The following is a 12487-nucleotide window of genomic DNA, read 5'->3' on the forward strand; positions in this document are numbered from 1 at the left end:
AGGGCGCATAGCTCAGCTGGGAGAGCACCTGCCTTACAAGCAGGGGGTCACAGGTTCGAGCCCTGTTGCGCCCACCATTTAGGCCCGGTAGTTCAGTTGGTTAGAATGCCAGCCTGTCACGCTGGAGGTCGAGGGTTCGAGTCCCTTCCGGGTCGCCATTCTATTGAAAATAATTATTTGTAACAAATATAAGCGGGTGTGGCGGAATTGGCAGACGCACTAGACTTAGGATCTAGCGGGCGACCGTGGGGGTTCAAGTCCCTCCACCCGCACCATCATTTTAATATATGGAGTTATTTGCGGAAGTGGCTCAGTGGTAGAGCATCGCCTTGCCAAGGCGAGGGTCGCGAGTTCGAATCTCGTCTTCCGCTCCATTTTACGACCCATTAGCTCAGTTGGCAGAGCACCTGACTTTTAATCAGGGTGTCCCGCGTTCGAGTCGCGGATGGGTCACCATTTTATGGCGGCATAGCCAAGGGGTAAGGCAGAGGTCTGCAAAATCTCTATCCCCAGTTCAAATCTGGGTGCCGCCTCCATATGCGCTCATAGCTCAGCTGGATAGAGTGTCTGACTACGAATCAGAAGGTCGGGAGTTCGAATCTCTCTGAGCGCACCAAAAATAAAAAGTTCCAACGTAGATATGCGTTTGGAACTTTTTTGTGTTATGATAGTAAAATCGCAAGTAAATAGATCGCAGCCTTTCTAACTATTAAAAGATCAGAAGGAAGGAGTAGTAGTCATGAAAATTATTACGGATAGTTCCAGTGATTTACCCAAAGACTTGAAGGATAAAAATGAGATCATTGTGATTCCCATGAGCATCGAAGTTGACGGTGCTGAGTACATAGATGGCGTTGACTTGTCACATAATGATTTTTATAAAAAAATGGAAAAAAGTAAATCTTTACCGAAAACCTCACAGCCTTCTACAGGGACCTTCTTGAATGTATATCAACAGTTTATTGAGGCTGACGAAGAAATAATTTCTATTCATATGTCCTCTGAAATTAGCGGAACTTACGAAGGAGCAATGATTGCGGCCAAAGAGATAGGACGTAATATCCACGTCTTCGATAGCAGGTTAGGGACAATGGGGACGGGTTTGGTGACGGTTAAAGCAGCACAATTAGCTCGCAAAGGGTTTAGTTGTAAGAAGATAATTAGTATCTTGGAAGCATATCGTTCTAATGTCAATGTTGTTGGATATTTAGACAGTCTTAAGAATGCTGTTAAAGGTGGCAGGGTTAATCCTTCGAAAAGAATTATTACAGAACTAATGAATATTAAACCAATAACAAAAATAATAAATGGACAAGTGAAAGTAGTGTATTATGCCAGAGGTAAACAAAAAACCTATCAGTATCTTTTGGATATGATAAATGATTCAATTTGTTCATATGAATCGGTGAAGCTTGTAATTGTCCATTGTGATGCCGAAAAAGAAGCCATGCGTTTACAGAGTATGATAACAGAACAAACTGGCATCAAAGACATAACGGTTACTACTATGGGACCTGTAAACAGCACACATGTTGGGATTGGAGGTATTTCTATATGCTATGCACCAGTGTAATCCTTACAAATCGATAACAGATTATTAAAAACTATTTACGGTAAAGTGTTTTTTAAGTAGAATATATTTATTCTAGTAATAAGGGGAGCCGGGATTATGAAAAAAAACAAGTTTATTACTTTTGAAAAAGCTTTATTAACATGCTTTTTTTTGATCTTACTGATGGCTAGTCAAGGAATGAAAGTTTATGCACAACTGGAAGTGGGTGATAAAACAGGTGAAGTTTTATCAACGGATATTATTGCCAGTATCAACAATAAACATATTCCATCTTTTAACTATAATGGGTATACCGCTGTTATTGTTGAAGATTTAAGATCCTATGGTTTTGATGTAAGATGGATTCCAGCGAAAAGGATGTTAAGTATAGAACGTGATTTTCAAAATAATATTGTAGGAAAAGAAGCGTCTACAGATAATAATACAAGCCCCGGTCTTAAGTTATATGATGTTCTATATACGGACATTCAAACCTATATCAATGGCGAAAAAGTTGAATCTTACAATATTGATGGACAGACGGTGATATATTTTAACGCTTTATCAGAGGTTGGAAACATAGAATGGAATCAGGATGCAAGAATGGCTTCACTTTATCTTGAAGATACAGATCAAAAAGTTGCTAAATCAGAGGAAAGCAATGAAGAAATAGCTAAAGCTGAGATAGAACAAATAAATAGTGAAAATTCAACAAGAAGATCTACTAATACGCCTGTTACGCGACAGAAAACAAGAGTAGATCCTGATGCACGCTTTTTGCAAAAGGGTAATTATCATCCATCGATGATCCCTCATAATATTAAAATAGGGCTTTATTTTGGTGAAACAGCCGTATCATCTATTAGTATCGAATCTGATAGTGGTTTTCAAATGGGCATGTTTGCGAATGACAATTTTAAGGATGTATTGACATTAAATGATGCAAAAAATATTACAATTAGTCAAGAGTCATACTATTATGTTGGTTTAGAAACTTCGTTTTCATCATTAAATCAGATGAATGAAGAAATGAAAAGAATGAGAAAGTATACGGATGAAAACTTAGTATACGCTAGAGTGACAGATGGTTGGAACATCTATATGGGTCCTTTTCATAGCAAAACAGAGTCTGCAAATGCCGTGAAAGACTTAGGGCATACAGATGAAACGAAGTGGAAAATAATAGAGCCATCAAACAAGTATATTGCTATTTCAGCTTCAAATCAACCTTTTATCATATATGATAAAAATGAACCTATTTATCTTGCATCAGCAGGTCAAGATTATACGAATTCAATTATAAAAATCGGATCAAAAAAATACAGAGGAGCTGTTACCGCGTTAATAGATAATAATAACAGATTATCTATTATTAACGTATTGCCTATGGAAAAGTATCTTTATGGTGTTGTTCCGAGAGAAGTGCCTCATAGTTGGCCAGAAGAAGCCTTAAAAGCACAAGCTGTTGCTGCTAGAGGATTTGCAGTAGCAAGCTTAAATAAATATGAAAGCTTGGGATTTCACTTGTGCAGTACGGTTAATTCTCAAGTATATGGCGGTTACGAAGCAGAACAACAGCGTACAAATCATGCTGTTGATGCAACAAGAGGCCAGATAATAACCTACAATGGTCACCTAGCAATTCCATACTATCACTCAACTAGTGGTGGACATACTGAAGACAGCGAAAATATTTGGACTAATGCAGTACCTTATGTCAGAGGTGTTTCTGATCAATACTCGTATTCTTCACCACATACTAATTGGGAAAAAACCATATCTGGTGAAGAAGCTCGAGATCTTTTGAAGAATCATAATATCATGATAGGGGAATTAGAACACATGTATGTCGCAGAAATTTCCTCAAATGGAAGAGTGCTTTCGTTTATGGTGGAAGGAAGCCTTGGGCATAGCGAACTGATAAAACAGGAAAGCAGGAATGTATTTGGATTAAGGAGCAGTTGGTTTCAGTTGGAGTATGATACAAAAAACGATATCTATTATTTTGAAGGAAAAGGGTTTGGTCATGGTATAGGAATGAGCCAGTATGGGGCTAAAGGAATGGCAGAAGCAGGTTATCGATATGATGATATATTAAAACATTACTTTACAGGTGTAAGTATTCAATAATATGTATTGACAAATGATATTAAATTTGTTATTATGTTTCTTGTGGTTACTACTTATCACAAGCAACATGCGGGTGTAGTTCAGTGGTAGAACTTCAGCCTTCCAAGCTGATCGCGAGGGTTCGATTCCCTTCACCCGCTCCAAACTGGAGAAGTACTCAAGTAGGCTCAAGAGGACGGTTTGCTAAACCGTTAGGTCGCTTATGCGGCGCGCGGGTTCGAATCCCGCCTTCTCCGCCATATGGCTTATAGCCAATTTCATCCGGGTGTAGCGCAGTTTGGTAGCGCACATGGTTTGGGACCATGGGGCCGGGAGTTCGAATCTCTCCACCCGGACCAGTTTTGCCCAGATAGCTCAGTCGGTAGAGCAGAGGACTGAAAATCCTCGTGTCCGTGGTTCGATTCCGCGTCTGGGCACCACAAAACCAGCTTTTCGCATAATTGTGCGAACAGGTGGTTATTTTTTAAATAAAATAAGGAGCGTCCTCATGGTACTAAAATGGCTGGAAAGACAACACGATATAAATCTAAACTACCAGCAAATAGAAGTGGTCAATCATTTTTCAGGCCCGGCACTTGTCTTAGCAGTTGCTGGAGCAGGTAAAACTACTTGCATATGTACAAGAACGGCTAATCTAGTACTGGAAAAAAAAGTAGATCCAACAAGAATAGGAACGCTTACTTTTTCTAAAGCGTCAGCTATCGATATGAAAAACAGGTTTAGCAAACTATTTGCTCCACTAATACCTGCCGTAAAAAAAGTTCACTTTTCGACGATCCATTCTTTTTGTTATCAAATATTAAAGCATCATTCGATCCAAACACAATGTTCATTTCATCTTATCGAAGGAAGCTCACGACTAAATCATAAAAATATTTTACTCAGGAAGGTTTATCATTATCATTATAATGATTTTATGAGTGAAGATACATTAGAAGAGATAGATCGCCTTATTGGATATGCAAAAAATCATTTAATGACAAAAAAAGAAATTGAGAAATTAGATACGAATATAGAAAAATTTTCATTAATCTATGATACTTATGAAAAATATAAAGCTAAAAATCACTTATTAGATTTCAATGATTTATTGACGAAGACATATATTCTGCTGTTAAAGAATAGAAAGTATCGTGAATTTTTTAGTAGACGTTTCGATTTTTGGCAATTAGATGAGTTTCAAGATGTATCCCCGGTACAATGGGAAATTATCAAACTAGTTTTGAACAATGATAAAAATATTTTATGCGTTGGAGATGATGACCAGACAATTTATAGCTTTCGAGGCTCATCACCATCTATTATGCTTGGTTTTGGTGAGCATTTTAGTAAGTCTAAGAAATATTATATAGAAGAAAATTTTCGTTGTGGATCAGAAATCATTAGAATAAGTAAGGGCTTTATTCAAAACAATCATCATCGGTATCATAAAAATATTTTTACACGAAATGAAAAGCGTGAAGTGCCAGAAATCGTAGTCTATCGCAATGAAAAGGAGCAAGTAGAAAAAACAATTCATTTAATATCGAATCGGCTAAAAGAGAACAAAGATTGTTCAATAGGGATATTGTACAGAAAAAACGTATCCGCTTTGCCAATGATTCATCGTTTACTAGCGTTAGAGATCCCTTTTAGCGTAAGGGATCAAGCGACAAAAGTATTTAGGCATTGGATTGTTAAAGACATATTGGATATCATTGACTATGCTTATAATCCCCACCAAGAAGATTTACTTAAACGAATTTATTACCGAATATGCGGATATATAAAAAAAGAACAGTTAGAGCAAGTGCTTAACACACGATCACCCAATCGGCATATTATTAAATCTATTTTAACAGAATCAGATATTGAAGAGTACCAGGTATTAAAATTGAATAAATTGGCAAGTTCTTTAGAGGAATTGAAAACAAAGAAGGGGAGAAACATCTTAACACATATTCTGCAATCCATTGGATATGAAGAATTTCTGAAACGTAATGGCTCGCTTTCTATCACCTCTTCTGATCATATTATAAGCGTACTATATCAACTAATAGAAAAAATAGAAGAACCGCTGGAGTGGCGCAATTATTTGAATGAAATAGAAGGAGAAATAAGTAAGCTTAAAGCGGCTAAGGATCATCAAAACATAACCCTAAGCACTATTCATTCAGCAAAAGGACTTGAGTATGATTATGTATTTATTATTGATGTAACAGAAAATATTATACCAAGTTTAAAGGCAGAAGCACAAATCAGCGAAAAAAGTATCATTGATCAAATTGAAGAGGAAAGAAGATTATTCTATGTTGCCATGACAAGAGCAAGAAAAAAGGTGACAATGTCAACCTCTTCTAAAATAATCAACAAAGAACAAAAAGAATCGTTTTTTCTTGATGAGATAAAATGTCAGATACCATACGCTAATTCCTTGCTAAAAGCAATTAAAAAGCATTATGATGATAAAGTGACAGAACGAGAGATATCGCTGGATACTGGTTCAGTTGTTTTTCATCATCAGTTTGGAGAAGGGGTTGTCTTACACAAAAAAAATGATTTTGTGGTTGTGAAATTTGGAATAGAAGAAAAAAAGATTTCTATGAAGTATGCTGGAAAAGTGCTAAAAAAAAAGAAGCGTGAAAGATAAAGCAATTTTAAAAGCCCGAATTGCTATTCGCAATTCGGGCTTTTAAGGATAAGGTCAAGCCTGCATAGGCTTATTTTGTTAACATGGATTTGATGAACCATAAGTTTTTGCTGTAACCAGCTACATGATCCTCAAATTCAGCTACTACTTCAAAGTCGCCATTTTCGTCAGCGTCATTTCTAATATCAGTTGCAAGAGCTTTCATTTTTTCTAAGTCTTTTTGAACAATTTCAAGAGCTTCATCTCGGCTAAACTTATCTTTGTCTAACTCGGTTACGGAAGCATGTTTAAGATAATCAGAGATTTTAGCTAACGGGCTAATATCACGCATTTTCATTAATTCAGCAACGGCATCAAACTTTTCAAACATATCATCATACACTGATTCAGTATATTCATGAATTTGAACAAATTGTGGTCCAACCACGTTCCAGTGTACGTTGTGCAGTTTGATGTTCAGAACTGCCAGATTTGATAAATACTCATTCATTTTTGTGTAGTCTTTCATGATGTTCCTCCTTTAGGTAATTGTAATGCTCTTTTGCAACTATTTATATTATACCACAAAGAAAGCAATATAAACATTAATTGATAATAATTATTAAAATTGTTTTCGTCTCAAATTGCTTATCTGTTATAATAGTTATCTAAAGGAAGTACTGGTATTTTTATATGGAAAGGGTGAGTTTTTGGTGGAGTGGTTTGCAATGATCAAAAGAGTCATTATATATATCGTAGGTATGTTTTTGTTGGCAATGGGAGTAGCTTTTTCTATTAAATCTGGACTAGGTGTTTCGCCCGTATCATCCTTTCCATACGCAATGAGCATTGTTTTGGATAAGGACGTGGGATTAATGTCGGCATTAGTGTTTATGTTTTATGTAATGGTTCAAATAGCTCTATTAAGAAAAGAATTTCATCCTAAAAATTTGTTGCAAGTAGGTGTTGCAAGCATGTTTGGTATTTTTGTTTCTTTTTCAAATGCGTTGCTAATAACGGTATACCCTGACACCTATCTATCGAGAATTTACTTGCTTTTAATTAGCTTAGTGTTGATTGCAATCGGCATTATATTTTATCTTACGGCAAACCTTGTTCCGCAGCCACCCGAAGGGATGGTTTTATCAATACAAAAAAAGACAGGAATACCATTTTCTAAAGTGAAAATTATTTTTGACTGTAGCAGCGTCCTTGTTGCAGCATTTTTACTTCTGGTAGCTACAGGGCAAGTACAAGGTTTACGAGAAGGAACATTAATTGCTGCCTTAGGCGTTGGAAAATTAATAGGAATTCTGTCAAAATGGCTTAGGCCTGTATTGATTTCGTTTATAGAAAAAGCGTATTGATTCAAAAATTCTTTTGCAAGATAGTATTATCGTTTTAATGAAAGGGTATATAATATTTCAATATCATGCGGAAGGATGAAGAGAATGATTATTGAGTTAACAGACTCACTAGTACAGAGTATGAAAAAAAGAAAGAAAAAGACAATTACTGTTGAGGAGAAAACCAGAAAATATTGTTGAGCAGCGCCTTATATCCCTTTGGTAAAAGGTGAAAAACCAAAACGAGAAGAGGAATATCAGAAACTGATCATTAAAGATGTAGAAGTATATGTCCATAAACAATTGAAGTATAGTAGCAAAGTACTTAAAATAGAAATTAAAAAGTTTTTTGGTTTTCATATTATTTATGCCTATGATCCTGAAACTATTTGCCTCTGTGGTGGGTATTATAAAGAAGAGCATAAAAAAACTAAGGATATGACGGAGGGTTAAGATGGTTAAAGTAAAGTGGATTGCTATTTCTGTAATTATATTTCTGAGCACTAACATAACAGTAGTTGCAATGTTTGATGACACGCAAGATCATTGGGGAGAAGAATATATATTTTGGGCAACCTTTGATTATTCAATTTTTACAGGATATCCTGACGGAACATTTCGGCCGGATAACCAGATTACCCGAGCTGAGTTTATTTCTATTTTGAATAAGTTATTGCTATTAGCTAATGAACCGTACCCACAAATTACATCAGCTTCAATAAGGTATATAGATTTTGACTCTGAGCACTGGGCATATTCTCATGTTCTATCTTTTTATCAGAGAGCGAAAGGGGCGAGTCATAATGAAATTGATTTAAAACAAGTTTTTTCTGGACCTAGGCTAAAGCCAAATAAGGAAATTACTCGTTATGAAGCAGCTTTGATAAGTGCCAGCATCACAACACCAAGCTTAAATAAGGAGATGCAGACACCTACAAAATTATGGGATATAGATCTTCAAAATCCTAAAAATAAACAGATACAAAACTTAGTTACTAGGGATATCATTACAGGATTTCCCGATGGTTCTTTTAGACCTGAAAAGCCTATAACCCGTGCTGAGGCAGCTTCTTTAGCCAAAAAGATATTTGAAGATTTAAGCTATGTTAAAGAAGATTATTTGGTACCTCTTCCAATGATAGAAAATCAGAGGCCTAACTATCCAATCTTTACTATGGTGGCGGAAATCTATGATTTGAACAATACAAAAGGACACAGGCGCTTTGTTGATGCTGTTACTTCATTGGAATACATTGATATAATAGGATTTATACCTTACGAAGAACGTAATTTATATGATACAGATCCAATAAAAACCTTATGGGAACTGGTTGACTCCGGTTATTCAAATAAAATAGGCACTCACTATTATTTAATAAGAAAGGATGAGTCCTTAACCTTACAACAGAAAAAAAAATTGACTAATGAAGCAATCCAGCAATATCTTTCATTATCTGAAAGATATATTGATGGAATTATTGATTTTATGGAAATTAGCAAAACCTATGCCGATACCGGTCTTTTTGAAATGGCAGCCCAAAAACTTCAAGAATCTACATTACAAAAGAAAGAAAACTTAAGAATGGCAGATCTTCTTAGTGAACACTACATTGATAAAAACAACCTGGAGAAAGCTTTTAATATATACTGGAGTCTCCTCGAAGAAACCAACGATTTTGATATTTTGATAAAGACAGTTCAAAATATTGCCTATATCTCGAACAAATCTAATAATATTAATGAATCGATAAAAATACTCGAAAAAACAAACGATGCATTACAATTGAAAACATTAACAGAAAATGAAAAAGAAGAACTTGTTTATTTAATAGATGCGATTCATAAGCAGCTACTGCTCCAGTAGCTGCTTTACATTTATACATTTTTTCGTTATGATATAACCTGTAAGTTAAAGATAGAATGATAGTAAAAAGGAGTTAATTGATGCAAATTTACTTAGATCATGCGGCCACTTCGCCGATAACATCAGATGTATTGGAAGAAATGAATAAAGCTTACATGAGTCTATATGCGAATCCCTCTTCTGCCCATTCTTTTGGCAGTAGAGTTGAAAAGCGTTGTAAAGAAGCGAAGAAAAAAATATCGAAATACCTTTCGGGCAATATGGATCAAATGATCATTACTTCTGGTGGGACGGAGTCAAACAATCATGCTATTTTTAGTCAAGGGATAAAAGCATTTCAAAAACCAGACAGTTTTCTAACTTCATCCATAGAACACAAGTCAGTTCTGGAACCAATGAAATTTTGGTCACTATCAAAAGAACTGAGCGTACTAAATGTAGAAAAATCTGGACAGTATTCTTTGGATCATTTGGAAAATCTATTAAAAAAAGGAAAAAATCATGTTGCTTTTATTTCTTTAATGCATGTAAATAACGAAACAGGGATTATTCAGCCAATTGAAGAAGCTGTAAAATTAATTCAAGAGTATGCTCCTGATGCCTTCATACATGTAGACGGAGTGCAAGCATTTGGGAAAATATCAATTAAAAATATTCTTTCATGGGTAGACGCTTATAGCATAAGTGCTCATAAAATTAAAGGTCCAAGAGGAATAGGGGCGCTTTGGGTTAAAAAACCCGATAAACTACTGCCGTTGATACGAGGAGGCGGACAGGAAAATAACAACCGTTCTGGGACGACAAACACTCCGGCATTACTAGGTTTTGAAAAAGCGGTATCGAATTGTCATCAAAATATGGAAAAGAATAATCGTAAAAAACATGAGATCAGAGAAAAGATCATAAAAGAACTTAGCAAGAAAGTAGATGATTTTCATATCATTGAATCAGCAACCAGTCAGGTGCCATCTATTATCATGATAGCCTTTAAGAAGATGAAAGGAGAAGTTTTGATACATTCGTTGGAGGCGGATGGAATATTTCTTTCAGCAGGATCGGCATGCAATTCAAGTAATAGTAAAATAAGTCATGTGATAAAAGCAATGAATGTACCATCGGAATGGGAAGATGGGATTATTCGAGTAAGTTTTGATGAAATGCTTGAAGATCAAGAAATAGTCTATTTTACGGATAAAATAGCAAAACACTGTAAACAGATTAGAAGATGGGTAAAGAGGTGAATTAATGGTTCGAAAAGAAATTATTATCCGTAGTGGAGAAACGGTATTAAAAGGAAAGAATCGGAAGTTTTTTGAAGATAAACTTTTGAGTGATTTGCACAGGGTCTTAAAACCAATGGGTATACTCAAAATGTTTAAAAAACATAATCGTGTATATATTCCGGTGAATCATGACAATCACCAAAAAATGATTGAAAGGTTAAAACATGTTTTTGGAGTTGATCTAATATCGATTGCTTCAGTGGTTGAAAAAGATATTGAAGTAATTAAGTCTGCCGCATTACAGGAAATGAAAGAGGTAAAAGCCCTAAAGAAAATAAAGACTTTTAAGGTGGAATCAAAGAGAACGGATAAAAACTATCCCATAGGGTCTTTGGAGTTAAGTCGCTTAGTTGGAGGTTTTCTACTTCATTCATTTGATGATTTAGAAGTTGATGTTCATCATCCTGATGTAACGATTTATGTAGAAGTTAAAGAAGAAGCATATATTTTTACGGATAGAGAAAAAGGGATTGGTGGATTACCGAAAGGGAGTAACGGACAAGCAATGCTATTGCTTTCTGGTGGTATTGATAGTCCGGTTGCTGGATGGATGGTTGCGAAAAGAGGAGTTTTATTAAAAGCGGTTCATTTTCATAGTTACCCATATACTAGCGAGAGGGCTTATGATAAAGTAGTTGAACTAGCGGAACGAATGTCAGCCTATTGTGGATCAATTCAATTATTTTCTGTAAATTTATTACCTTTTCAACAAGCTATTGCAGACACCTGTCCAGAATCAGAGGGAACTATTTTGGTTCGGAGAATGATGACCAGGATTGCAGAAAAGCTTGCTGATGAAAATAAATGTGATGCGTTAATAACAGGGGAATCTCTTGGTCAAGTGGCAAGCCAGACGATTCAAAGTATAAGGGTTACGACAGAAGTTGCAACGTTACCAATATTAAGACCTCTGATAGCTATGGATAAACAGGATATTATTGAGGTAGCAAAGATGATTAAAACATATAAAACATCCATATTACCTTACGAAGATTGCTGTACCGTATTTCTTCCTCAAAAACCTGTTACAAAACCACGTGTTGATAAAATAAAGAAATCGGAAGAGATGCTTGATATTGAAAAGTTGACAGAAGAATTATATAATTCAATGGAAATGCAATGGATAAAAAGCGAAAGTAAGGAGGATTTACTATGGGAGACTTAACACACTTCAACAAAAGTGGTAGAGCTAATATGGTAGAGGTAGGGCATAAGCTCAATACGCAAAGAGAAGCAGTAACATCAGCAAGTATTTTCATGAAGCCAGAAACTCTCCGTAGAATAATGGATCAAAAAATAAAAAAAGGAGATGTACTCGCTGTTGCTCAAGTTTCTGGTATTATGGCAGCGAAGAACACAAGCAATCTGATCCCGATGTGTCATAATATCTTTCTTACTGGAGCCGATGTTGAGTTTGAAACTGACGAAGAAAGTAGCCGAATTGATATAAAAGCGACTGTTAGAACGACTGGAAAAACAGGAGTGGAAATGGAAGCATTAACCGCTGTTTCTGTGGCAGCGTTAACGATTTATGATATGTGTAAATCCATAGACAGAGAAATGGAAATAACGGATATAAAATTATTGAAAAAGTCTGGTGGAAAGTCAGGAGATTACGTGCGAGAAGGATACGAAAAGCTATTAGAAGAATGAAAAGACGAATAAAAAGCACCTGCCTAATGAAAGAATGCAGGTGCTTTTTTT

General features: G+C 35.6%; 10 protein-coding genes and 11 tRNA genes. 20 read left to right on the forward strand and 1 reads right to left on the reverse strand.

The genetic code is table 11. The features are described from left to right. Window position 1: 1 nt before the first annotated feature. The 14 genes from BLV55_RS07490 (at window position 2) to BLV55_RS07555 (ending at window position 6311) form a co-directional block, all read left to right on the forward strand. Window positions 2-77, forward strand: a tRNA-Val gene (locus BLV55_RS07490). A gap of 4 nt (window positions 78-81) precedes the next feature. Beyond that, window positions 82-158, forward strand: a tRNA-Asp gene (locus BLV55_RS07495). Window positions 159-192: 34 nt separating this feature from the next. Further along, window positions 193-275 (forward strand) — tRNA-Leu (locus BLV55_RS07500). A gap of 24 nt (window positions 276-299) precedes the next feature. Next, window positions 300-374, forward strand: a tRNA-Gly gene (locus tag BLV55_RS07505). Between the two features lie 6 nt (window positions 375-380). Beyond that, window positions 381-456, forward strand: a tRNA-Lys gene (locus tag BLV55_RS07510). Between the two features lie 6 nt (window positions 457-462). Further along, window positions 463-536 (forward strand) — tRNA-Cys (locus BLV55_RS07515). A gap of 3 nt (window positions 537-539) precedes the next feature. Further along, window positions 540-616: transfer RNA gene (locus BLV55_RS07520), tRNA-Arg, on the forward strand. 123 nt (window positions 617-739) lie between these two features. Beyond that, the gene (locus BLV55_RS07525; protein WP_093312981.1) at window positions 740-1573 is read left to right on the forward strand and encodes a DegV family protein; all 834 of its coding nucleotides are present in this window, start codon (window positions 740-742) and stop codon (window positions 1571-1573) included. 96 nt (window positions 1574-1669) lie between these two features. Beyond that, entirely contained in the window at window positions 1670-3682 is a 2013-nt protein-coding gene (locus BLV55_RS07530; protein ID WP_093312983.1) for a SpoIID/LytB domain-containing protein, read from the forward strand. A 69-nt stretch (window positions 3683-3751) separates the two neighbouring features. Further along, window positions 3752-3825, forward strand: a tRNA-Gly gene (locus BLV55_RS07535). A gap of 4 nt (window positions 3826-3829) precedes the next feature. Next, window positions 3830-3921 (forward strand) — tRNA-Ser (locus tag BLV55_RS07540). Window positions 3922-3943: 22 nt separating this feature from the next. Next, window positions 3944-4020 (forward strand) — tRNA-Pro (locus BLV55_RS07545). A gap of 5 nt (window positions 4021-4025) precedes the next feature. Further along, window positions 4026-4101 (forward strand) — tRNA-Phe (locus BLV55_RS07550). A 68-nt stretch (window positions 4102-4169) separates the two neighbouring features. After that, entirely contained in the window at window positions 4170-6311 is a 2142-nt protein-coding gene (locus tag BLV55_RS07555) for an ATP-dependent helicase (RefSeq protein ID WP_093312985.1), read from the forward strand. A gap of 70 nt (window positions 6312-6381) precedes the next feature. Here the strand turns inward: BLV55_RS07555 and BLV55_RS07560 are convergent, their stop codons facing one another. Beyond that, window positions 6382-6819, reverse strand: coding sequence for a Dps family protein (locus BLV55_RS07560; protein WP_093312987.1), 438 nt, complete (start codon window positions 6817-6819; stop codon window positions 6382-6384). Window positions 6820-7018: 199 nt separating this feature from the next. On the opposite strand from BLV55_RS07560, the gene BLV55_RS07565 reads away from it, so the two are divergent. The 6 genes from BLV55_RS07565 to moaC all read left to right on the forward strand — a co-directional run bounded on the left by BLV55_RS07565 (window position 7019) and on the right by moaC (window position 12436). Continuing rightward, window positions 7019-7657 carry a YczE/YyaS/YitT family protein gene (locus BLV55_RS07565; protein WP_093312989.1) on the forward strand — a complete coding sequence of 213 codons (639 nt, stop codon included), beginning with the start codon at window positions 7019-7021 and terminating at the stop codon, window positions 7655-7657. A 198-nt stretch (window positions 7658-7855) separates the two neighbouring features. Then, window positions 7856-8089 carry a hypothetical protein gene (locus BLV55_RS07570; RefSeq protein WP_093312991.1) on the forward strand — a complete coding sequence of 78 codons (234 nt, stop codon included), beginning with the start codon at window positions 7856-7858 and terminating at the stop codon, window positions 8087-8089. Between the two features lies 1 nt (window position 8090). Further along, entirely contained in the window at window positions 8091-9500 is a 1410-nt protein-coding gene (locus BLV55_RS07575; protein ID WP_093312993.1) for an S-layer homology domain-containing protein, read from the forward strand. A gap of 80 nt (window positions 9501-9580) precedes the next feature. Further along, window positions 9581-10741: a cysteine desulfurase family protein gene (locus tag BLV55_RS07580; RefSeq protein ID WP_093312995.1), complete on the forward strand. Its 1161-nt coding sequence runs from the start codon at window positions 9581-9583 to the stop codon at window positions 10739-10741. A 4-nt stretch (window positions 10742-10745) separates the two neighbouring features. Then, entirely contained in the window at window positions 10746-11948 is a 1203-nt protein-coding gene (gene thiI, locus BLV55_RS07585) for a tRNA uracil 4-sulfurtransferase ThiI (RefSeq protein WP_093312997.1), read from the forward strand. Further along, window positions 11936-12436 (forward strand): cyclic pyranopterin monophosphate synthase MoaC, encoded by a 501-nt coding sequence (gene moaC / locus BLV55_RS07590; RefSeq protein WP_093312999.1) that lies wholly within the window; start codon window positions 11936-11938, stop codon window positions 12434-12436. Before thiI ends, moaC begins: the two co-directional genes overlap by 13 nt. Window positions 12437-12487 lie beyond the last annotated feature (51 nt).

It is taken from the genome of Tindallia californiensis, assembly GCF_900107405.1.
In the GTDB taxonomy this organism is placed as follows: Bacteria; Bacillota; Clostridia; order Peptostreptococcales; family Tindalliaceae; genus Tindallia; species Tindallia californiensis.